A 23443-nucleotide genomic window follows, 5' to 3' on the forward strand; every position below is an offset into this window, starting at 1 on the left:
CGGGCTGAATCCTGTAATTTTGCGCCATCTGTACTGGTTACCCGATTAAATCACCCCGAGGCTGCGCCATGACCCTGTACGTCAATCTCGCCGAACTGCTGGGCACACGTATCGAACAAGGCTTCTATCGCCCTGGCGACCGGCTGCCGTCGGTACGGGCCTTGAGTGTCGAACACGGGGTCAGCCTGAGTACCGTGCAGCAGGCCTATCGGGTGCTGGAGGACAGTGGCCTGGCGACCCCCAAGCCCAAGTCCGGCTACTTCGTGCCGGTCAGCCGCGAGCTGCCGGCATTGCCCGCGGTGGGCCGCCCGGCGCAGCGGCCGGTGGAGATTTCGCAGTGGGACCAGGTGCTGGAACTGATCCGCAGTGTGCCGCGCAAGGACATCGTCCAGCTGGGCCGCGGCATGCCCGACGTCACCAGCCCGACCCTCAAGCCCCTGCTGCGCGGGCTGGCCCGCATCAGCCGGCGCCAGGACATGCCCGGTCTGTATTACGACACCATCTACGGCGTGCACGAACTGCGTGAACAGCTGGCGCGGCTGATGCTCGATTCCGGCTGCCAGCTCGGCGCCAACGACCTGGTGATCACCACCGGCTGCCATGAAGCCCTGTCCACCAGCATCCGCGCCACCTGCGAGCCCGGGGATATCGTCGCCGTCGACTCGCCAAGCTTCCATGGCGCCATGCAGACCCTCAAGGGCCTGGGCATGAAGGCCCTGGAAATCCCCACCGACCCGCTCACCGGCATCAGCCTCGATGCCCTGGAACTGGCCCTGGAGCAATGGCCGATCAAGGCCATACAGTTGACCCCCAACTGCAACAATCCGCTGGGCTATATCATGCCGGAGTCGCGCAAACGGGCCCTGCTGACCCTGGCCCAGCGCTTCGACGTGGCGATTATCGAAGACGATGTGTATGGCGAACTGTCCTACACCTACCCTCGCCCGCGGACCATCAAGTCGTTCGACGACGATGGCCGTGTATTGCTCTGCAGCTCCTTCTCCAAGACCCTGGCGCCAGGGCTGCGCATCGGCTGGGTCGCCCCCGGGCGCTACCTGGAACGGGTGCTGCACATGAAATACATCAGCACCGGCTCCACCGCGCCACAACCGCAGATCGCCATCGCCGAGTTCCTCAAGAGCGGCAATTTCGAGCCGCACCTGCGGCGCATGCGCACCCAGTACCAGCGCAACCGCGACCTGATGATCGACTGGGTCAGCCGCTACTTCCCCACCGGCACCCGCGCCAGCCGGCCCCAGGGCGGGTTCATGCTGTGGGTCGAGCTGCCGGAAGGCTTCGATACCCTGCGCCTGAACCGTGCGCTGCTCGGCCAGGGCGTACAGATTGCGGTGGGCAGCATCTTTTCGGCCTCGGGCAAGTACCGCAATTGCCTGCGGATGAACTACGCTGCCAAGCCAACCCCACAGATCGAGGAAGCCGTGCGCAAAGTGGGGGCCGCCGCTATCAAGTTGCTGGCTGAAGAGTGCGCAACGAACTGACCTTTTCCTGTGAAACCGGCGTCACAGCTGGCCCATCGCAGCGATTCGAGATGAGCTGACTTGAGATCCAGACAGGCCCTGGCCTTCCTTATGCTGATCGCGCTGTGCCTGAGCGGCTGCGTCAGCCTGAATGTGCCTCGCGAGCCCAGCCAGGCACTGCCGGCCGCCGACTCGGCCTTCGGTCGCTCGATCCAGGCCCAGGCCGCCCCCTACCAGGGGCGCTCCGGTTTTCGCCTGCTGTCCGACAGCAGCGAAGCCTTCATGGCCCGCGCCGAGCTGATCCGCAACGCCCAAAGCAGCCTCGACCTGCAGTACTACATCGTCCATGACGGCATCAGCACCCGGATGCTGGTGGACGAACTGCTCAAGGCCGCCGACCGCGGCGTGCGCATCCGCATTCTGCTGGACGACACCACCAGCGACGGCCTGGACCAGATCATGGCCACCCTCGCCGCCCATCCGCGGATACAGATCCGCCTGTTCAACCCCCTGCACCTGGGGCGCAGCACAGGCGTGACCCGTACCATGGGGCGCCTGTTCAACCTGTCGCTGCAGCATCGGCGGATGCACAACAAGCTGTGGCTGGCGGACAACAGCGCGGCCATCGTCGGCGGGCGCAACCTGGGGGACGAGTACTTCGACGCCGAACCCAACCTGAACTTCACCGACATCGACATCCTCGGTGTCGGCCCGGTGGCCGAACAGCTCGGGCACAGCTTCGACCAGTACTGGAACAGCGCCCTGAGCAAACCCATAGGCGAGTTTCTGTCACGCCTGCCATCGGCCAGGGAGCTGGCCAACACCCGGCTGCGCCTGGAGCAATCGCTGGGTGAGGCGCAGCAACAGAACCATGCGCTGTTTCAGGAGCTCAAGACCTATCGGACCCAGCCGCGTATGGACGCCTGGCGCAAGGAGCTGATCTGGGCCTGGAACCAGGCGCTGTGGGACGCCCCGAGCAAGGTCCTGTCCAACGGCGAGCCCGACCCGCGCCTGCTGCTGACCACCCAGCTGGCTCCGGAGCTGCAGGGTGTCAGCAAAGAGCTGATGATGGTTTCGGCCTACTTCGTCCCCGGCCAACCCGGGCTGGTCTACCTCACCGGGCGCGCCGACGCCGGGGTGGCGGTGAGCCTGCTGACCAACTCCCTGGAAGCCACCGACGTGCCGGCGGTCCACGGTGGCTATGCGCCCTATCGCAAGGCGCTGCTGCAACACGGCGTGAAACTCTACGAACTGCGGCGCCAACCCGGTAACGGCGGCGGCAGCGGTCCTCATCTGTTCCACAGTGGCTCGTATCCTGGCTCGGACTCCAGCCTGCACAGCAAGGCGATGATTTTCGATCGCCAGAAGTCCTTTATCGGCTCCTTCAATTTCGACCCGCGCTCGGTACTGTGGAACACCGAAGTCGGGGTGCTGGTGGACAGCCCCGAGCTGGCCGAGCGCGTTCGCAGCCTGGCGCTGCAAGGCATGGCGCCGGCCCTGAGCTACGAGGCGAAGCTGCAGAACGGCAAGCTGGTCTGGGTCACCGAAGACAACCAGCAACTCCATACCCTGACTCGCGAACCAGGCAGCTGGTGGCGGCGCTTCAATGCCTGGATGAGCAATACCATCGGCCTCGAACGGATGCTCTGACTGCCGCCCTTGTAGGAGCGAGGCTTGCCCGCGATCAGGGGCTGACAGGCAACATCTTNAATGTAGTTCCGCCATCGCGGGCAAGCCTCGCTCCTACAGAGGTTGGGGCTGGGCCACGCCAAACGCGCCTTCACGCAACAACAGCACAATCAGCCCCAGGGCCCCGGCCGCCATCAGCAACAGCAAGGCATGCCCGCTGATCCACTGGCTGCCCGCCCCCGCCACCAGCGGCCCGATCAGGCAGCCGATGCCCCACAGCTGGGCGACGTGGGCATTGGCGCGCACCAGCGCGTCGTCGCGGTAGCGTTCGCCGATCAGAATCAGCGACAAGGTGAACAGGCCGCCGGCGCTGGCGCCGAACAGCACCCACAGCGGCCAGATCAGCAGGGTGTCGAGCAGCAACGGGATGGCCAGGCTCGACAGCAGCAGGATCACCGCGCAGCCGGCAAACAAGGCGCGCCGCGATACGCGGTCGGCCAGGGCGCCAATCGGCAGCTGCAACAAGGCATCGCCCACCACCACGGTGCTGACCATCGCCAGGGCAATGTCCTCGGTAAACCCCTGGCGCAGGCAATAGACCGGCAGCAGGGTCAGGATCATCGCTTCAAACGCAGCGAACAGCGCCACCGCCCAGCCAATGGCCGGCAGGCCGCGGCAGAACCGCCACAGATCGCCGAAGGTCACGCTGCAGGACTCGCTGCTCGGCGCGCCGCTACGGCCCATCAGCAGCAAGGGCGACACCACCAGCAGCACGACGCCCACCCAGAAACCGTAGTCATGCTCGGTGCCCAAGGCCCCCAGCAGCAGCGGGCCGGCCAACTGGCTCAGGGCGTAGCTGCTGCCATACAACGCCACCAGGCGACCGCGCCACTGCTCCACCACCAACTGGTTGATCCAGCTTTCGCCGAGGATGAAGACAATGGTCAGCACCACGCCGATCATCAGCCGCAGCACCAGCCACAGTGGATAACTCGGCAACAGCGCCAGCAGGCCAATGGAGATCGCCCCGCCCCACAGGCAGAGGCGCATCAGCCCCGCCGTGCCGAAGCGTGCCGCCAGGCGGCTGGAAACCTTCGCCCCGAGCAAGACGCCAATCGCCGGCATCGAGGCCATCACCCCGATTGCAAAGGGCCCATAACCCCAGCTCTCCAGGCGAAACGACACCAGCGGCATGCTCACGCCCAGGGCCAGGCCCACACTCAGCACAGCCGCCAAAACGGCGAAGTAAGTTGCCCAGCGCATTTCCACGCTCCTGTGGATGGTTTTTTCATGACAGAGACAGCGCAGCCGGACCTCCCTTGCGGAAAGTCCGGCTGCGATATGGATCGGGTAACGGTGCGCGGGATGGCGTCTGTTCAGACGCCCGATATCCGCGCCCCTTGAATTACAGCTTGATCCAGGTCGCCTTCAGCTCGGTGTACTTGTCGAACGCGTGCAGCGACTTGTCGCGACCGTTGCCCGACTGCTTGAAGCCGCCGAACGGCGCGGTCATGTCGCCGCCGTCATACTGGTTGATCCAGACGCTGCCGGCACGCAGTGCCTTGGCGGTCAGGTGGGCCTTGGAGATATTGGCCGTCCATACCGCCGCGGCCAGGCCATAAGGCGTGTCGTTGGCGATCTGGATGGCTTCTTCCACCGTGTCGAAGGCGATGACCGAGAGCACCGGGCCGAAGATTTCTTCCTGGGCGATCTTCATCGCGTTGCTGACGCCGTCGAAGATGGTCGGCTCAACGTAGGTCCCGCCGGTTTCCTGCAGGGTGCGCTTGCCGCCCACCACCAGCTTGGCGCCGTCGGCATGGCCAGACTCGATGTACGACAGCACGGTGTTCATCTGCTGGGTATCCACCAGCGCGCCGACGTTGGTGGCCGGGTCCAGCGGGTTCCCCGGTTTCCAGGCCTTGAGGGCCTCGATCACCAGCGGCAGGAATTTGTCCTTGATCGAACGCTCCACCAGCAGGCGCGAACCGGCGGTGCAGACCTCGCCCTGGTTGAAGGCAATGGCGCTGGCCGCGGATTCGGCCGCGGTCTGCAGGTCCGGGGCATCGGCGAACACGATGTTCGGGCTCTTGCCCCCCGCCTCCAGCCAGACGCGCTTCATGTTCGATTCGCCGGAGTAGACCATCAGTTGCTTGGCGATCTTGGTCGAACCGGTGAACACCAGGGTATCGACGTCCATGTGCAAGGCCAGGGCCTTGCCTACGGTGTGGCCATAACCTGGCAACACGTTGAGCACGCCGGCCGGGATCCCGGCTTCGACAGCCAGCGCAGCGATACGGATAGCGGTCAGCGGCGATTTTTCCGACGGTTTGAGGATCACCGAGTTACCGGTGGACAGTGCCGGACCGAGTTTCCAGCAGGCCATCATCAACGGGAAGTTCCACGGCACGATGGCGCCGACCACGCCCACCGGCTCGCGAGTCACCAGGCCCAGCTGGTCATGAGGCGTGGCGGCAACTTCGTCGTAGATCTTGTCGATGGCTTCGCCGCTCCAGCTCAGCGCTTGCGCCGCGCCCGGAACGTCGATGCCCAGGGAGTCGCTGATCGGCTTGCCCATGTCCAGGGTTTCCAGCAGGGCCAGCTCTTCGGCGTGCTTCTTCAGCAGGCCGGCAAAACGAATCATGGTGGCTTTGCGCTTGGCCGGCGCCAGGCGCGACCAGACGCCGGAGTTGAAGGTGGCGCGGGCGTTTTCCACGGCACGTTGCGCGTCGGCGGCGTCACAGCTGGCAATACTGGCCAGCAGACGGCCATCGACCGGACTGATGCATTCGAAGGTTTCGTTGGAAACGGCGGCGGTGTATTCGCCATTGATATAGGCGCGGCCTTCGATTTTCAGCTCGCGGGCGCGTTGTTCCCAGTCGGCTCGAGTCAGGGTGGTCATGCGAGTGTCCTCCTCTTGTTGGATACAGGCGCCACGCGATCGATGCCGGCACCTTCAGGAATTCTGCCCGGCCAGCCTGCTTCGGCCCATGGCATTCGCCACCCTAAACCAGCGGCACCCGAAGTTTCAATATATTTGACAGAGGCCGGGCAAACGCCATTGCTATGTTCATTTTAATAAACATAGACTTTGGGCTTTCCAGCCACTCGCAGCGTAACCAGGGGGGAATACCAGCATGAGCATCCAGGACATCGTCGACTTCAATCAAGCCAACACTGCGCCCGAGCGGTACCGCCCCGCCCAGGAAAAAGTCCTCAAGGGCGACCCTGAGCAAACCGTGTTCAACCACTACAACAGCCCGTGCGGCCAGATGAACGCCGGGGTGTGGGAAGGCGCGGTTGGCCAGTGGACAGTGAGCTACACCGAGCATGAATACTGCGAGATCGTGCAGGGGGTTTCGGTCCTGCGTGACGGCGAAGGCAATGCCAAGACCTTGCGCGCCGGCGACCGCTTCGTCATTCCCGCCGGCTTCCGTGGCACCTGGGAGGTGCTGGAGCCGTGCCGCAAGATCTATGTGATCTTCGAACCGAAAGCCTGAACCCCAGGCACAAAAAAACCCGCTTGAAGGCGGGTTTTTTTGTCAGAAGAAAAATCAATTACTTGATTTTGCCTTCCTTGTAGATCACGTGCTTACGAACAACCGGATCATATTTCTTGATCTCGATTTTGTCCGGAGTAGTGCGCTTGTTCTTGTCGGTAGTGTAGAAGTGACCAGTACCGGCGCTCGAAATCAAACGAATCAATTCACGCATGATTAGCTCCCTTAAACCTTGCCATCGCGACGAAGTTCGGCCAGCACGACATCAATGCCACGCTTGTCGATGATACGCATGCCTTTGGCAGATACGCGCAGACGCACAAAACGTTTCTCGGACTCAACCCAGAAGCGGTGATGCTGCAGGTTCGGCAGGAAACGACGACGGGTTTTGTTGTTTGCGTGGGAAATGTTATTCCCAGTCACCGGACCCTTACCGGTAACTTGACAGACTCTCGACATGCCTCAGCCCTCTAAAACCACATGCCCAACCCGGCATGGGTTGGCCGCTTAATCTCTCAGTCATTTGGCGCCAGGCGCCGCGTTTCTTTAGGGTCTTACCGGCTACACCTACAAGCGAAGGAACCGGGCCCCTAGAAAAGAGCGCTGCTTTATACCAGAAAGACCCCGTAGCAACAACAGCCGCTGTGCTTTGGATTTCGAAAAGTCCCTGTTTTCTGGCCCCGGATGCCTGCACCAAAGGCTGGCGCCATGCCTGACCGCTCGTCGCAGAATACATTTTCCGTGGACGAAACAGGCGGCAAAACCAGCATGAACCGCCGCTGCGCCGGTCACTCCAGGTCAATATATGGGAAAAACCTCTGTCAATTTATGCCTGATGTGACCATGACAGCCGGCCGCACAGAGGCTTGGCGCAGCAATAAACGCAAAGCTTTCCGGCCCGCAGGCCAAAAAAGGGGATAGTCATTTTCCAGCGAGCCCACTAGGGTAAGCCTTTTCCAGACTGCACTCGCAGATGGGCCTTCGATCTGCAAAGGAAGCCAAACATGCGCCTCGCTGCCCTCCCGCTCCTGTTCGCCCCTCTTCTTCTGAGCCCGCTGGCCCACGCCGCCGCATTAAGTGTGTGCACCGAGGCCAGCCCGGAAGGTTTCGACGTAGTGCAGTACAACTCGCTGACCACCACCAATGCCTCGGCCGATGTGCTGATGAATCGCCTGGTGGACTTCGACGCCAACAGCGGCAAGGTGGTACCGAGCCTGGCCGACAGCTGGGAAGTCTCGGCCGACGGCCTGACCTATGTGTTCAAGCTGCACCCGAAAGTGAAGTTTCACCGCACCCCGTACTTCAACCCGAGCCGCGAGTTGACCGCCGAAGACGTGAAGTTCAGCTTCGACCGCATGCTCGACCCGGCCAACCCCTGGCATAAAGTGGCACAGAGTGGCTATCCCCACGCCCAGTCGCTGCAGCTGCCGGCGCTGATCAAGAAGATCGACGCCCTGGATCCGCTGACCCTGCGCTTTACCCTCGACCATGCCGATTCGACCTTCCTTGCCACCCTGAGCATGGGGTTTGCGTCGATCTACTCCGCCGAATACGCCGACCAGTTGCTCAAGGCCGGCACCCAGGACAAGCTCAACAGCCAGCCGATCGGCACCGGGCCCTTCGTTTTCGGTCGCTTCCAGAAAGACGCATCGATCCGCTACAAGGCCAACCCCGACTACTTTGCCGGCAAGCCGGCGGCGGACTCGCTGATCTTCGCCATCACCCCAGACGCCAACGTGCGCCTGCAGAAGCTGCGCCGCAACGAATGCCAGATCGCCCTGTCGCCCAAGCCGCTGGACGTGACCGCCGCGCTTGAAGAGCCGGCGCTCAAGGTCGAGAAAACCGCGGCCTTCATGACCGCATTCGTTGCTATCAACAGCCAGCACCCACCGCTGGACAAACCTGAAGTGCGCCAGGCCATCAACCTCGCCTTCGACAAGGCCAACTACCTGAAAGCGGTCTTCGAAAACACTGCCGAACCCGCCAACGGCCCCTTCCCGCCCAACACCTGGAGCTACGCCAAGGAGCTACCGGGCTACGCCCACGACCCAGCAAAGGCGCGCCAGCTGCTGGCCAAGGCCGGCCTGAAGGACGGCTTCCAGACCACCATCTGGACCCGCCCTTCCGGCAGTTTGCTGAACCCCAACCCAAGCCTCGGCGCGCAACAACTGCAAGCCGACCTGGCGGAAGTCGGGATCCAGGCGGAGATCCGCGTGATCGAATGGGGCGAACTGATTCGTCGCGCCAAGGCCGGCGAGCACGACCTGCTGTTCATGGGCTGGGCCGGCGACAACGGCGACCCGGATAACTTCCTCACCCCGCAGTTCACCTGCGCGGCGGTCAAGTCCGGGACCAACTTCGCCCGCTACTGCGACCCTGGCCTGGACAAGCTGATCACCGCCGGCAAGACCACCACCGAGCAGGGCGTGCGCAGCAAGCTCTACCAGCAGGCGCAAACCCAGATCCAGCAGCAGGCCCTGTGGCTGCCGCTGGCCCATCCGACCGCCTTCGCCCTGACGCGCAAGGATGTCCATGGGTACCAGGTCAGCCCATTCGGTCGCCAGGACTACTCGAAGGTCAGCCTCAAGCCCTGACCCCCTGGCTACATCCAGCCGTACTCGGCCATCGACAGCGGCTCGCCCTCGCCGACGATGAAATGGTCGAGTACCCGCACATCCACCAGGTCCAGCGCTTCTGTGAGCCTGCGGGTCAGCACCCGATCCGCCTGGCTCGGCTCGGACACGCCCGAAGGATGGTTGTTTATCGCCTATTCTCGTCTCACTACGATTTGTTGACAGTTCCTCTACAAACGAAGCAGAGGCCAACGAGATGAGAGTAATCAAAGTTCCAGATTGCTGCATTGCGTTATCGACCGTCACCCAACGCCCCATTTTGACTGACGTTTTCCTCATCATTGATGAAGACGGCATGCCTCTCTGGCATGAGAACCTCTTCCTTATCGAAACATCTAAAGAGTACGACTCTAATACCTGCAGGGCATATGCCAATGACCTGCTTAGCTTCGCAAGGATGAGCGCGCCTATGGGGGGCTGGAGTTCCGTAAACGACTCAATTATGAGCGGGTATTTTGTTGGCGATCTAATTCAAGCGAGAAATTTCAATGAAAGTAGCATTCTAAGACACGTATCTTCGCTCAAGAAATTCTACAAATGGTTATTTGAGAAAGGATATATCTCTGCAGAGAGCTGCTTCAATTGGAGATATAAGAAATTTTTCATTGAAAAACTAAGCGATTACTTAGCAAACGAAGCCTCTCAGCATAGCCATCACTCAAGCTACATCACAACTGAAAACTATGAAACATTACTTGCAAATGTCAATTCCGACTCTCCTTTTCTGGCCGCAAGGGACAGAATCTGCATCCAACTCGGATATTTAACCGGGACCAGGGCATGTGAAACCTTAAGAATAAAAGCGAGGACTCTACTAACTGCGATAGAACAGGCAAAAAAGAAAAACAAAGACGTTTGGGCGACAACCACTTACGAACTAGTTGGAAAGAGGAACAAGCTTCGACATCTCGAAATACCACCCGATCTATGTAATACGATAAGTGACTTTATCGCGCGCTTCCCAAAGGCCTTCGCAAATGCGGAATGCCTCCTGATATGCCATGAGAGTGGAAAGCCACTACTGAATGAAAAACATGCCTCTTATGCTTTCTCAAAAGCACATAAGCTTTCAAAGCTAACGCGAAAAGGGCATCAAGGCTATCACGCGCTAAGAAAAAGCTTTGCTACGAACCTAGTAACGAAATGCCATGAAGATGGAATAGATCCGTATGTAGTACTTCCCCGCCGATTAGGTCACGACAACATCGAGACCACCATGGGTTACATTTTCTTTGAGGCACTTTTAAGCGGCAGAAGCAAGCTGCTTACCAACATGCGCATGATGCACTTCAAAGGACTGAGACATGCATAGCCGCCATAAGCGAAAGCCTCCAAGTGACCCAGACAGCCTTCTTATAAGCTCTTTAATTGAAGAAGGCAGGATTATCATTGAGGACCCTAAGACCTTTCGAATATCCACATTTGAAGTAATTATAGAAAGAAGCGAACACCTGTACCAAGTGCTAACCATTCCTAAACAGTTCCGTGAAAACCAAGACCTACTCTTAGTCCTTGACTATTTCACCACAAAACATCACTGGTACGAGAACCCATCTAAAGCCACCAGAATAAAAGCACGCAGTACAGCAAATTTATTCTTCGAATTCCTCGAGGAAAATTATGAGAATTTATTATCACTCCCCCAAGCTATCCCAAGATTTTTAAAATACTTAAAAAGCAATAAAAGCCCTGCAACAGTACGTCAGAACACAATAACTTTGAGGAAAATTTTTCACAAAGCAATTGAAGAAAAATATCCGGAGATCTCAAAGAGACCGAAGAGCGCTAGTGAAATCATCAAGGCAACTAACCAAATTCAGACAAGATATGAAGGCAGAGAGAAAAAACCTGCGCTAGGTAAATACCTAGGTATAAGCCACAACAAATATACCAACAATCAACTTTTCAACGGCATTCGACTTGGCACGATGTGGCTTCTGAACAAAATATCCAACTACAGACAGACTATTACGTCTCTACCTGCGATCAGAGAGGCTATTAGCCATTGCTCAGGCTTGAGTGAGGTTGAGATAGAAAGACTGTACCCTAACGATGCTTATTCAATGAGAATAGAAGGTGAGAGGTTGATGACCCCGGCCTATGCACAATGGTCTCTAATACAAAACGATCCACTTCTAACAGAATGGCACTTCTATAATGATAAGAGCTTCCGTAGATACTCACTAGACTATGGAGACGAGGACTCGGTGCGTCCTTTTCCTGAGTCAGCAAGGGATCTATATATAGAGCGACATTTAGATCATAAAAATAAGACTGCGAGGGTATCAGCTAAAGGTTTTGGCCAGAAGGATATGGCGTGGCGAGTTTTGCGACCGGTCTATCACGCGGCCAGACATACTAAACGCCCCAGCACCCACCTTTGGGGAATTGACTGGATCAGACATACTCCAATTGAAAAGCTTTTGTTCGTATGGCTTTTATCCACTGAGCGAATTCAAAGCAGCGGTATCAAGACAATGACAATCCCATGTCTCGAACTTGACAACCCCGAGAAACCAAAAACCCTTCAACTTATTTCTCTAAAGCTCAGAAGAGGACGCACAGGCGGATTAAAACAGTCTACTGTTAGAGGTCAGATATATAAAAAACATCACCCTCCGTTTTACACCTACGCAGAATGGCGAAAAACTTGTATCTCAGCCAGGAAGACCATCGCCAACTTTAACAACGAAGGTTTTCTAATTTCCAACTCAAGTGCGGCACTTCAAGGATGCCTCACCACCGATATGAAATTCGAAACATACACATTATTTCGAATCCTTATCACCGCGGGAACATTATGGCAGGAGAAGTTTCTTTTAGAGAATAATGATCACCCTAATGAGGCACGGGCATTCATTGAAATCCTTCGAAACAGAATACTTGTACCACACGAAAAAACAATACTGCGCCTCTCTCCAGATCCCATCTCACAAAGCCTGGCGCTTGAAAAAGAGCTAGAAACCAATCAAACCGAACTTCACTCGGAGCTCAATTCTCGTGCTGTCGGGCATAGTGCTAAAACTGGAAGACATATATATAAAGATGGTTTTCTGGCCGCCGAAGTTTCTGAGATCGTAGAGCCAGTGAATGCATTCATCCGAAGAGTGGGTGACGAGCGCTTTAAAGCAGCGCTGGCTCTTTCCAGCCAACTGGCAAAATCATCAAAAAAAATGTCTCTCTCGGAACTGAACGAGATCTCAGGAGTTGACGACTCCGCCTTAACAGTAGAGAGATTGATCAACAGCTTAACAGAGAACGATCGCCTACTGCTTACCGGTGAACTTCTTCACAATTCGCAGAAAATAATAATAGAGACTGATTTTACTGCGGCCATTATGGCTAGTTACGTTGAGCACTTAGAGAACTCATTAGCCTCAATTATCTCCACTGAAAGAACCGATACCTGCACTTCACTTCTCGGCGAGCTTATTTATCTAACCCAAACACTGAGGTCTTTTCCGGCGGACGTCAAAACTGCAGGAAATATACTGAGAGCATCGTTAGATCTCAAATTCCCTCCGGTGATATAAATGAGAAAACTTACTTACGAGAAAGATCTCCAAGAAAAATATTCCTCATATGACCCAGAGTCTGACTTTTGGATTATTTGTTACGAAGGGAATGGCAATCTCCATCAATACAAACTGGACTTCTCTATCCAGCCGATTAGCCAGGTTATGCGCATACTGGCCAAGCAAGTTCTCAGCGAATGGTTAAAGGACTTAAATTATAGTGAGGGCAACCCTGTAAAATCTGGCATTATCAAGATGGCCACTAAAACCCTTCTACTACTTAGTGTATTTGAGAAGCTCTTTCCACAAAAAAAATTGTCAGAGGTAGATCAGACCTCACTTGAGATTTGCGTAACCACAGCCATGTATCACTCTTTAGTCCAAAACCCAAGCGAAAACAACATTACCCTTAAGCTCCACCCTCAACCTTTCCGAAAAGGGTACCTGACGACACTCATCACTGCGTACAGATTACTTTATCGCTACCACCAAGAGGGCCGGTGCAATGACGGTCCCGAGCGCGTAGTAACGCAGCCTGTAATTACTAAGTACCTAAAAGAAGATTTGGCTGCTTTAAATTTTGACTTCCAAGACTGGAAGAACTCTAACAGCTATGGCTCCATTCCTTTTGTAGTAGCTAACCTTCTGATGGCTGACGCGATTGAGACGTTGAAGTCCCCAAGAACAAAGCAACTACTCCTTTATTTCAAAACCATAAGAGAGACGCGCCGCTTAGACTTAGTAAGTAAGATGTGGACCTCCAACAATAATAAGATCAGGAAATTCCGCCTTACATCTAATACTGACTGCTTAACTCGTCCATTCGGAGGTGACTCGCATGAGTCAGTGGAGTGCAAGAGCCTAATAATGATCCCGCTTTACAATGAGCTTTATAGAGCTTTCGGCCCAAACTATAAATTCCCATGGCCAAGGTATAACGACCTACAGAACGATCACCAGAGAGTCATGCTTGCCTGTTACATTATATTCTTGTTCGTCATGGGTAAACGTGGAGGCGAGGTTTGTCCTCTTCGCGCATGTGACATTTCAATTCCTCAATATCGCAGTGATTCAGCGACTTTCACCACCCCTAACTTCAAAACTAATGACGGTATTCAAAGCACTCAAGGAGTTACCGACTTCATCGAAGAGGCCTTTGAAACCCTTATCGGGCTTTTCTACACAGATATTCGCGATACGGGAACTCCTCTATTCTCAACTCTCCCTTTTCTTAACAGTACAGATAAACCAAATGGACAGGTGTCACATAGCCATCTCAGCAGGCTTCTTCAAGACTATTATCTTGAATTTATTGAGAGAGCAGCCACTCAAGTCGAAATTGAAATCAGAGAAATCCACCCTCAGATTTCACCACATCAATTCAGACATTCTTTTGCCGAGTTTTCCCTAAGGCGTTTTGACGGAAATGTGGAAGAGTTGCTACGACAGGTGTTTAGGCATGGGCCCAATCTAAAGTGGATAAAAAGCTACTCTGCCGACAAGCTTGATGAAACCACCAATCAGCGCTTGAACCAAGAATACATTAGAGAGCTAGTCCCTAGAGTCCTACGTGATTACAATAATTTAGAAAGTGATTTCGTCGGCGGCATGGCAGTTTACATCAACACGACCATCAGACCGCAAACGTTACACATGACACCATCTGAATTTGAGAAACACCTTGATCGAGTTGTTGAAGACTTCGTCTCTATTACACCCCATGAATATGGCTGGTGCTTACTTCATAAAAACTTTGCCACACAAGCAAAATGCTCGCTTGACGGCATCACTCCATCTCCTCGAGCAACAACATCTAAAAAATGCAATGGTTGCGTTAACTTTTTATCGTCGAGAAGGTCTCATTTCTCTGCTCAGCGCCAAATAGCCATCACACATATTGATTTTATTGAAAGCAAACTCTGGAAGCTTCCAGAGCTAAAAAACGGGAGCACACTCGCAGTCCGAGACGCCCAAAAACTCTTCCCTGAACTTAGAGAACTGGGAGAATTTTGACATGTCTATTCGAGAAAAATTTTCCAAGCCTGATTCTAACGACAACCCAGCCTGGCTTAATGATGCAAGCAATACCACCAAAGAACTTTATCAGTCAGCTCTACACGAGTTCACCCGTTTAAAGAAACTAATTTCTTCAGGCGGAAATGTTTCCTTAAAAAATCGAAAAATCAATCAGAGCTCTGTAGCTAGAAATGCAAACAAGGATAAGAGCATCCTATCAATGCGTCGTCAACCTGAGCTAATGGAATGGATTAGCCAGAAAAACATTGAGCTCTCAAACCTCTCAGCAAACTCTCCACAGCGTAGAACAAAATCAAGATCAGCCACCTCTCTCAAATCTGAAATTTCGAAACTTAGAGAGATTAATAATACCGTCATCCTAGAAGGCCTACGTTCTTTCGTCGAAACCATACTTTCATCTAACTTACTCAGCGATCGAGATTTACTTGCTCGCGAGAATATTCGACTCAAGAAAAGAATCGATGCACTTAACAATCAAGTCATCAACCTACAGGAGAAATGTAATCAACAGGCGATTCAGTTTGCCAAGCTAAAACGCCCAAAATCGCAAGCGTCTCTAACAATAGTTTCTGACACGGAAAGCAATGATTAACCTTCTAGTATTCGCACTCCATTTGCCTCCTGGTCGATTGTATCGGATTTGACCAGCATACTTCGTAACCATGATCGGCAGCCCCCTAGCAGAGACTCGCAGAACAGAGGCACGACCTAAAGTTTTAGGTTGGACAATGGCAGCGAACTCTTGATAGTTCGGGCACTGGGCATAAGAAAGGCCCCGCTCAGGAAAAGCTGCCAAGGAGGGCGATAGCAGAGACACCAGGGGCTTAGTGGCGGTCGCTATCCGTTTGATCGAGCGTAACCATTGCCAAAAAATCTGATTCGCCAATGATGCGAATTTCATGGCCAGCCTCAATGAGTTCTTCGGCTTTCAGGTGCTTGCTGCTTTTTTCTTTTCCCGCGAGCCTCTTCAGGTCTTGGTCTCCGACTACGAGAATCGTTGTCTTTTTGCTCACGGTATTGGAAGGCACACACCCCAACGACGACGCCAGTGTTTGAGCCTGTGGGCGTGCCATCTGCATCGCTCCTGTAAAGACGATGCTCTCCCCTGCAAGTGGCCCCGCCAAATTTATCGCTGATGGAGCGGTGAGTTGTAGGGGAAGCCTGTTTCTCGCCAGCCAGTCAGCAGGCGAAATCTCAGCGACCTCACAAGCCTTCAAAAGAACTTGTCCAGCTGCCCTGGCATCGTCCAGCGCATTGTGATGCCGGGAAAGAGAGACTCCGAGGTACGTACATACAGCCTTCAGTCCAAATCCACCCTCGGTATACCGGTCTGGCCACGCACGCCTGACGACGGGATGGATGTTCAACCATGGGTTGCTCATAGGCATGAGCTTACGTACATCGCAGGCTTGGCTAAATGCAGACCGATCAAAATGGCCGTAACTTGTGATCAAGCTATCTGAAGCCAAGTGCCGGACCTTCTCAAGTGCAGCCTGGAATGAAGGTTGCCCAGCGACCATAGCCGGAGTGATCCCATGAATGCGGATGTTGAACTCGAAGAAATCGTCTTGTGGATCCACTAGGGTCTCCCACTCCCTAACGATCTGACCGTCGGCGAACTCAACGACTCCGACCTGGCAAATTGAGCCGAACCAGGAGTTTGCGGTCTCTACATCAATTGAGATGAAGCGATTACTAGGCATGGGGCCTTCCTTGGTCTGGTGAAAGCCAAACGCTACTACTCCGCACTCCAGATCGCCACAACTGGCACTTACCGGCTATCAATCATCCTAGGCAGCCCGGTTCAAATGATGATGGGGAGGAGATGCGTGAAACGCTCCTCCGCTTCCAACCGCTCGAGAGCATTCCCAATAGCTGCACACGCCCTTCGTCTAATGAGCTTGGCCGGCCATGAAAAATCCGTAAGAATGTCATTTGGCTATTACCTACTGTATGGAAACTCATATGCCACGGAAGCGAAAAGGCGGCGGCGGCTCGATCGCTCTATACGCCTTGTTACTGGTCATAGCACTACTGGCGCAGATTCCAAAACAAGTGTGGATCACCATAGGCATCATGGTGGGGATTGCCGTTCTGGTATGGGTGGTCAAACGTGCTTCGCAGGGAAAGCCCTACGTGGCTGAGGAAGAAGATGTCACTCCAGAAATAACCCCCTCCCCCCGATCCGCGCCCCCTGCAGTCACCATCAGCCTCCAGCTCAACGCAAACCAATGGAAGCCCGAGCTCCATACGGTTCAGGTCGGCTCATCATCAAATCAAAACTTCTCCATTCCTAAACCAAGCGCAAAGCCAGTGGGGGTTCACTGGATTGGTCAGAATGAAACAGTCACTGTGGCCGGGCTGTCCCTACCTTGTGGCATGGTGTACGTATGCGAGAGGTCGACCCAATTCGGTCACATCGAACCTTCACTGATTGATGCCACACTCCGCATCGCTCGCTCGCCGGTAAGCCTCACCGACCGGCAGATGCCTTATTGGCCAAGCTACAAAACTATCACGCCCGAAGCCCGGCGAGCCTACCTGCAATGGCTAGCCGGCGGCCGCTGTGAAGACGCCGATGTAGGTTACATATTCCTGTTCTTTTACGGGCTTGAGCGTCGGGCTTTCATCGATGCTCCAAACGACGCACAAGCCAAAGCAGAGTTGCCGGCCATAGCAGCCGAAGTGACGCGCCTGCTTGGCGTCTATGGTGCAAACTCTTCCTTCCGCGGATACGCTACGCGCTTTCTCGCCCACCTTAGCAGTAGCTCTGTACAGCCTAAGAGCTATCTGCAGGAGCCACCTTCCCTATCGCCCGATGGCTACGAGTTACCCATGCCGCTGCGCATTGCCCTGGGCCAAATGGCGATGGATAAGCATCCATTGAATCCAAGCTGGGCGCTGGTATGGGCCTTGTCCGATCCCAACATCTCAAGACGCACACCGGTAACCCGCTGCCCCGAAGAATTTGCTGAACTGTTCAAAAGCCAATACGCCAAACGCTACCCCAATGGCATTACGCTCGGCCAAAACAAGACGAAACTCAAAATCGCTTATCGACCAGCATCCTCGGCACTGACTATTCCAGCAGTCTCTATTGGCGACTTGCCTGACGTAGCGGCAACCTCAGGTACCCGCAACAAGCTGCAAGTGATCGTTGAGGAATGTACCGTAGTCTTGGACTCTTATAGCCGCTATTTAGGGCGTAACCCAGACGCCAGTGGCACCTTGGAAGGCATACTTCAGTTGCCCACTTCGCTCTGGCCTTTAGAGGCCAAGACGGAGCTTGAGCTGCTTGAGCAGCGCGTAGGTGGCGAGACCATTTGTATGAGTTTCGGTGAGCTGGCAGGCCGGTTCAAATCTGCCGGTGCGCTTTCCCGCGACAAGGTCCTTGCCCTTGCCCGTGCCCTCGAGTCAAAGCGGATAGGTCTGGAGCCGGATGTCCTCTCTGGTAGTCGCATTCCCAAAGCAGAAAATACGATTGCTCTGTTTGCAGCTGACACAGAAGATGGAACCCTGCGTGCCACTGACGCCTATAGCGCTGCTGCCGTGACGCTAGACCTAGCAAGCGCAGTGGCTGCGGCTGATGGTGATACATCACTCGAAGAGGTCAACCTGCTCTCTGGCCATATTGACTCGTGGGATCACCTTTGTGTGGCACACCGCAAGCGGCTCAAGGCCCACCTGCAAATTCAGCTGAAGCAGCCTCCTACGCTGGCCAGTCTGAAGAAGAAACTGGAACCACTCACGCAGGATGCCAAGCGGAAAATCGCTGGCTTCCTGGCCCACCTGGCGCAGGCGGATGGTGAGGTCACGCCACAAGAAGTGAAGTTGCTTGAGCGCGTTTACAAATCATTGGCGCTGGATCCGCAGTTCGTTTACAGCGATCTGCACAGCGCGGCGATAAGACCTTCTCAAACCGTGGCAACAACCATCACTGCAGCAAATAACACCACGGTCGATGAGCATCCACAAAAAGCGGGGGCGGGTTTTGTCCTGGACATGGAAAAGGTGGCTCGCCTGCAGCAGGAGACAGCTGAGGTATCGGCACTGCTTGCCAATGTGTTCAGCGACGAGCCTGCACCAGAACTTGGCACCTCCCAGCAATCCGAAGTTATCCAAGAACCTGAAGAAACCGCTATCGAGCAGCATGTCACGGTTCACGGGCTGGACGTGGAGCACTCAGCATTCCTGCGACTCCTGATTTCTAGAACAGAATGGAGTCGTGCTGAACTTGAGGATGCTGCCACCGACATGGAACTCATGTTGGATGGAGCACTTGAGCAGATTAATGACACAGCCTTCGAGCTGTTCAACATGCCTGTCACAGAAGGCGATGACCCCATTGAAATCAACCCGGACATACTGGACGAATTAGACCTATGAGTAAGATACGGGCAAAGGATCGCGACGCGGTCATCCAATCACTGCGAGCGGGCGTCGTCCCTCGGGTAGGACAGCATTTGATCCAGGTTGGGCGGGCCGGTGAACTCGACTCGCTACTCAAGGACGTGGATCGCCTGGCGGATGGTGGCTCGGCTTTCCGTGTGGTTGTTGGCGAGTACGGCGCAGGTAAAACATTTTTCCTCAACCTCGTCCGGGGCATCGCAATGGAGCGCAAGCTCGTTACCATGCATGCCGACTTAAACCCCGATCGTCGCCTCCACGCGTCAGGCGGGCAAGCGCGCTCGCTTTATTCCGAGCTCGCCAAGAATATGGCCACCCGTACCAAGCCCGATGGCGGTGCACTCCAGGGCATCGTCGAAAAATTCATCTCGCAAGCCAAATCTGAAGCCAAGACCAAAGGCGTAGAGAGCGAGCACGTTATCCGCGAATACCTCGCTGAGCTCACCGAGATGGTGAATGGCTATGACTTTGCCGAGGTAATCGCAGCCTACTGCCGCGGGTTCGAAGACGGTAATGAACAGCTCAAAGCCGATGCCATTCGCTGGCTTCGCGGAGAGTTCTCCTCCAAAACAGATGCTCGAGCTGCCCTGGGCGTTCGCACCATCGTCGACGATGCGTCGGTTTACGATCAGCTCAAACTTCTCTCACGCTTTGTACGCTTGGCCGGCTTTGGCGGATTGATGGTGTGCCTCGACGAGCTGGTCAACTTGTACAAGCTTGCGAACACTCAAGCACGCAATGCCAACTACGAGCAGATCCTTCGGATCCTCAATGACTCCCTGCAGGGTTCGGCTGAAGGTTTGGGCTTCGTCCTGGGTGGAACACCAGAATTCTTGATGGACACCCGCCGGGGTCTGTACAGCTACCCTGCTCTGCAGTCGCGCCTGGCAGAGAATACGTTCGCGAAATCCGGTCTGATCGACCTTTCTGGCCCCGTCATCCGGTTGAGCAGCCTGACTCCTGAGAACTTTTACGTACTCTTGCAGAAACTACGGCATGTCTATGGCTACGGCGAGCCTGAAAAATTCCTGCTGCCTGATGAGGCCATTCCCGCCTTTATGGCCCACTGCAACCAGCGCCTGGGCGAAGCCTACTTCCGCACCCCACGAACAACGATCACCGCGTTCATCAATTTGCTGGCTGTGATTGAGCAGAACCCAACTGCGGATTGGCGCGCCCTACTCGGCGCCGTTGAGCTAGCCAAAGACGAAGGAGGCCAACAAGACCTCGAAGTTGAGGTAGACGATGAGCTCGCCAGTTTCAAGCTCTGAATCTTCGTCGTTTGAACGCCTGCACCCGGAGGTCCAGCAATGGATCTGGTCACAAGGTTGGACGTCATTGCGCGACGCTCAAGAGTGGGCCGTTCCAGCTCTGGTTGATGCAGATCGCGACGTCATTATTGCGGCATCGACTGCAGCTGGTAAGACGGAGGCCGCTTTCCTTCCAATCCTGACCAACCTGCTCAACGACAACGCCTCCGCCGGCGCAGTGCTTTATATAAGCCCGCTCAAGGCATTGATCAACGATCAATGGGACAGACTTAGTCGGCTATGCGAGCGGTTGGAACTACCGGTGGTTGCTTGGCATGGGGATGTATCTGCAAGCAAGAAGCAGCGCTTTCTCAAGTCGCCGCAAGGGATCTTGTTGATCACCCCGGAATCACTCGAGGCGCTGTTTGTGAACCGCGGCTCCAGCCTCCCTGGGGTATTTCAAAGCCTGCGTTACATCGTGGTGGATGAGCTGCATGCGTTCATCGGCAGCGAGCGTGGCAAGCAATTACAGTCTCTGATGCAGCGCGTGGAGATCGTGGTGGGAAAAGCGCTGCCACGAATAGGCCTGTCTGCAACCCTAGGTGAAATGTCTCTCGCTCGTATGTTCCTCAGGCCTAGCCAACCTGATGGCATTACGGTGATTGAATCCAAATCATCTGGGCAAGAACTCCAGGTGCAGGTTCGCGGCTACATTGAGCGACCGATGCAGCAGGTCATTTCAGCGCATGGTTCCCCGTCGAAAGCTGGGGAGTCAGAAACTGAAGAGGCCAGTGATGAAGATCTGTCCAGCTCCAAAGTTTCGATCGCAAGCCATCTATACAAAGTGCTGCGAGGACATAACAACCTGATCTTCCCGAATAGAAGGCAAGAGGTTGAGTGGTTCGCTGACCGGCTGCGCTCACTGTGTGAGCAAGACGGCGTTCCGAATGAGTTCTGGCCACATCACGGGAGCCTCTCCAAGGAGTTGCGGGAAGATGCAGAACGCGCATTGAAAGCCGGTGATCCCCCTGCCTCGGCTGTGTGCACGACGACGTTGGAGCTTGGTATCGACATCGGAAACATCAAAACGGTTGCGCAGATCGGATGCCCACCTTCGGTTGCGAGTCTTCGCCAACGCCTTGGCCGTTCAGGGCGTAGGCCAGGCGAGCCTGCAACACTTCGTGCCTACTGCCATGAAGTCCCGTTGACGGATAAATCAGACTTGTCTGATCAACTCAGGGAGGGTCTGGTTCAAACCATCGCCATGATCCGCTTACTGATCGCCGGGTGGTTTGAACCCCCTCGATCACAGGGTATGCATGCTTCTACCCTGGTTCAGCAGTGCCTCTCCACCATTGCGCAGTTGGGCGGAGCTACTGCAGCTCAGCTCTGGGGTAACTTGATTGCTAGCGGTAGCTTTGCCAGCGTCTCCAAATCCGAACTCATCTCATTGCTCAAGGGAATGGGGGAGAAAGAGCTGGTTGTTCAGGACAGCTCCGGCCTACTTCTGCCAGGCGAACTGGGCGAGCGCTTGATCAATCACTACGAGTTTTACACGGCCTTCACCAGCGACGAAGAATTCCGTCTGCTGAGAGATGGAAAGCCTCTGGGATCTCTGCCTGTCAGCCGGCCATTGACCAAAGGACAGCGAATCATCTTCGGCGGCCGGAGATGGCAGGTACAAGATGTTGATCTAGAGGCCAAGGTGATAGTCGTCACGGCAGCACGCGGTGGCCAACCTCCTCAATTCGAAGGACTGGGCGCTCAAGTGCATGATCGAGTGCGACACGAAATGAAAAACGTGCTCATGGAGACGACACCTTGCCCCTTCTTGGACAAGCAGGCTCAAACGCTACTTGATGAAGCAAGGCGAAATTTTCACGCTCTTGGCCTAGGTAGTAAGCCAATCACCGGCTCAACCAGCAGCAGCCATCTTTTGACCTGGCAAGGAGACTACACCAATGACGCCCTTGCACTTTTTCTGAACCATGTTGGTATCCCATGTGACAACACCGGGCTTTCACTGGCGATCGGTTTAAGCGAGGTGGACACGTTGAAGGCTCTGCGCGTCGTAGGCGAGCTTGATGCAACGGACATCGCACCGATTCTCGAAAACGTTGAAAACATGATCCGGGAGAAATGGGATTGGGCTCTGCCTCGCCATCTGCTCATGAGGTCATTTGCCTCAAGTCACCTGAATCTCCAAGACGCCATTGAGCTGGCTAGAACTATCGGAGCTCGTGACTGAAGCGGGGGGTGCTCTCAGAGCCTGAAGCTGCCCTCACTTTGTAAAGGCGAACTGCCTTCAGATGATGCTTGGGACGGAACCACTGTTAACGACGATAAGTGGGGTCTTCAACCCGGATGTAGGCCATTTCAGCACACGAGCATTGACTGACTGCTAGTACCTCGCGATGAAAGAAGCTGTGAGGTGGAATCACTCTAAGTCGTTGTTCCCGCTCGTACCTGCACCCTGCACGCCTTTTAGGATCTGCCCATCAGCCCAGAGGTATGGATGTGGATCTCAGGAAGAAACCAGCGATCGTGTATTACCACCCCCAGCCCGATCCGCGATAAACATAAGCATGTCCGTGCAAGCAGCAAGAGCTCGACACAAATACTTACAAATCGTGTAAAACCTCTAGTTTCTTGGTCGAATGCAGCAATTATCGGTGTTTTAGTGCTTAAAACCGACAAAATTACTGCAATCATCGCCAATCGGGCAGCCCCAAAATAGATTGGATCCACATCTTGAACTGTAATTAACCCCTGGGCGATGATGCTGGCACTTCAACATGCAATGGAGTTCGTGATGTCGTCTACAGCACTGAAAATCGAAGAGTCGACCCCGTCAGCCATCCGCCAAAGCCTTGCCAAGGGCCAAAGCACCAATCCAGCCATCCAGCGCTTGCGTTCGCGCGTACTGACTGAGTCGGATGTCGGCCAGGTCATTACCAGCTACGACCGTATGCACCACCGCCACAATCGTTCGTAAGG

17 protein-coding genes and 1 pseudogene are annotated in these 23443 nt (G+C 55.1%); 12 read left to right on the plus strand and 6 right to left on the minus strand.

The annotated features are described in order from the left end of the window. Positions 1–68 precede the first annotated feature (68 nt). The gene (locus ACTJKT_RS16105) at positions 69–1499 is read left to right on the plus strand and encodes a PLP-dependent aminotransferase family protein (RefSeq protein WP_440787755.1); all 1431 of its coding nucleotides are present in this window, start codon (positions 69–71) and stop codon (positions 1497–1499) included. A 60-nt stretch (positions 1500–1559) separates the two neighbouring features. Then, positions 1560–3128, plus strand: a complete 1569-nt coding sequence (locus ACTJKT_RS16110; protein ID WP_440787756.1) for a phospholipase D family protein — start codon at positions 1560–1562, stop codon at positions 3126–3128. A gap of 93 nt (positions 3129–3221) precedes the next feature. Here ACTJKT_RS16110 and ACTJKT_RS16115 read toward each other — a convergent pair whose 3' ends face one another. Continuing rightward, on the minus strand, positions 3222–4370 hold the full coding sequence (locus ACTJKT_RS16115) for an MFS transporter (RefSeq protein ID WP_440787757.1): 1149 nt from the start codon (positions 4368–4370) through the stop codon (positions 3222–3224). Positions 4371–4512: 142 nt separating this feature from the next. Continuing rightward, complete coding sequence (locus tag ACTJKT_RS16120) at positions 4513–6006, minus strand: aldehyde dehydrogenase (protein ID WP_440787758.1); 1494 nt, start codon at positions 6004–6006, stop codon at positions 4513–4515. A gap of 235 nt (positions 6007–6241) precedes the next feature. On the opposite strand from ACTJKT_RS16120, the gene ACTJKT_RS16125 reads away from it, so the two are divergent. Next, the gene (locus tag ACTJKT_RS16125; RefSeq protein WP_097306485.1) at positions 6242–6604 is read left to right on the plus strand and encodes a cupin domain-containing protein; all 363 of its coding nucleotides are present in this window, start codon (positions 6242–6244) and stop codon (positions 6602–6604) included. 58 nt (positions 6605–6662) lie between these two features. On the opposite strand, the gene rpmG is transcribed toward ACTJKT_RS16125, so the two are convergent. Further along, the gene (gene rpmG, locus ACTJKT_RS16130) at positions 6663–6818 is read right to left on the minus strand and encodes a 50S ribosomal protein L33 (RefSeq protein WP_003177274.1); all 156 of its coding nucleotides are present in this window, start codon (positions 6816–6818) and stop codon (positions 6663–6665) included. Between the two features lie 11 nt (positions 6819–6829). Then, positions 6830–7063, minus strand: a complete 234-nt coding sequence (rpmB, locus tag ACTJKT_RS16135; RefSeq protein ID WP_007921114.1) for a 50S ribosomal protein L28 — start codon at positions 7061–7063, stop codon at positions 6830–6832. A 545-nt stretch (positions 7064–7608) separates the two neighbouring features. On the opposite strand from rpmB, the gene ACTJKT_RS16140 reads away from it, so the two are divergent. Next, complete coding sequence (locus ACTJKT_RS16140) at positions 7609–9198, plus strand: ABC transporter substrate-binding protein (RefSeq protein WP_440787759.1); 1590 nt, start codon at positions 7609–7611, stop codon at positions 9196–9198. A gap of 8 nt (positions 9199–9206) precedes the next feature. On the opposite strand, the pseudogene ACTJKT_RS16145 reads toward ACTJKT_RS16140, so the two are convergent. Further along, positions 9207–9365 (minus strand): annotated as a pseudogene (locus tag ACTJKT_RS16145) (JAB domain-containing protein); the annotation flags it as partial. A 131-nt stretch (positions 9366–9496) separates the two neighbouring features. Here ACTJKT_RS16145 and ACTJKT_RS16150 point away from each other — a divergent pair. The 4 genes from ACTJKT_RS16150 to ACTJKT_RS16165 are packed head-to-tail and all read left to right on the plus strand — an operon-like array spanning position 9497 to position 15381. Beyond that, positions 9497–10549 (plus strand): tyrosine-type recombinase/integrase, encoded by a 1053-nt coding sequence (locus tag ACTJKT_RS16150; RefSeq protein ID WP_440787760.1) that lies wholly within the window; start codon positions 9497–9499, stop codon positions 10547–10549. Then, entirely contained in the window at positions 10542–12770 is a 2229-nt protein-coding gene (locus ACTJKT_RS16155) for a hypothetical protein (RefSeq protein WP_440787761.1), read from the plus strand. Before ACTJKT_RS16150 ends, ACTJKT_RS16155 begins: the two co-directional genes overlap by 8 nt. Then, the gene (locus ACTJKT_RS16160) at positions 12771–14765 is read left to right on the plus strand and encodes a hypothetical protein (protein WP_440787762.1); all 1995 of its coding nucleotides are present in this window, start codon (positions 12771–12773) and stop codon (positions 14763–14765) included. A 1-nt stretch (position 14766) separates the two neighbouring features. After that, a complete protein-coding gene (locus ACTJKT_RS16165) occupies positions 14767–15381 on the plus strand; it encodes a hypothetical protein (RefSeq protein WP_440787763.1) in 615 nt (204 codons plus the stop codon). A gap of 232 nt (positions 15382–15613) precedes the next feature. Here the strand turns inward: ACTJKT_RS16165 and ACTJKT_RS16170 are convergent, their stop codons facing one another. Beyond that, the gene (locus ACTJKT_RS16170; RefSeq protein WP_440787764.1) at positions 15614–16492 is read right to left on the minus strand and encodes an exonuclease domain-containing protein; all 879 of its coding nucleotides are present in this window, start codon (positions 16490–16492) and stop codon (positions 15614–15616) included. Between the two features lie 262 nt (positions 16493–16754). Here ACTJKT_RS16170 and ACTJKT_RS16175 point away from each other — a divergent pair, with 262 nt between their 5' ends. The 4 genes from ACTJKT_RS16175 to yhhA all read left to right on the plus strand — a co-directional run bounded on the left by ACTJKT_RS16175 (position 16755) and on the right by yhhA (position 23441). Continuing rightward, positions 16755–19175 carry a TerB N-terminal domain-containing protein gene (locus ACTJKT_RS16175; RefSeq protein ID WP_440787803.1) on the plus strand — a complete coding sequence of 807 codons (2421 nt, stop codon included), beginning with the start codon at positions 16755–16757 and terminating at the stop codon, positions 19173–19175. Further along, a complete protein-coding gene (locus tag ACTJKT_RS16180) occupies positions 19172–20467 on the plus strand; it encodes an ATP-binding protein (protein WP_440787765.1) in 1296 nt (431 codons plus the stop codon). Before ACTJKT_RS16175 ends, ACTJKT_RS16180 begins: the two co-directional genes overlap by 4 nt. Positions 20468–20510: 43 nt before the next feature. Beyond that, positions 20511–22694 carry a DEAD/DEAH box helicase gene (locus ACTJKT_RS16185; RefSeq protein ID WP_440787804.1) on the plus strand — a complete coding sequence of 728 codons (2184 nt, stop codon included), beginning with the start codon at positions 20511–20513 and terminating at the stop codon, positions 22692–22694. 564 nt (positions 22695–23258) lie between these two features. After that, the gene (gene yhhA, locus ACTJKT_RS16190) at positions 23259–23441 is read left to right on the plus strand and encodes a YhhA family cyclophane-containing RiPP (RefSeq protein ID WP_440787766.1); all 183 of its coding nucleotides are present in this window, start codon (positions 23259–23261) and stop codon (positions 23439–23441) included. The last annotated feature ends 2 nt before the right edge of the window (positions 23442–23443 follow it).

Origin of the sequence: Pseudomonas sp. 22526 (assembly GCF_052044735.1) — a bacterium.
In the GTDB taxonomy this organism is placed as follows: domain Bacteria; phylum Pseudomonadota; class Gammaproteobacteria; order Pseudomonadales; family Pseudomonadaceae; genus Aquipseudomonas; species Aquipseudomonas piscium.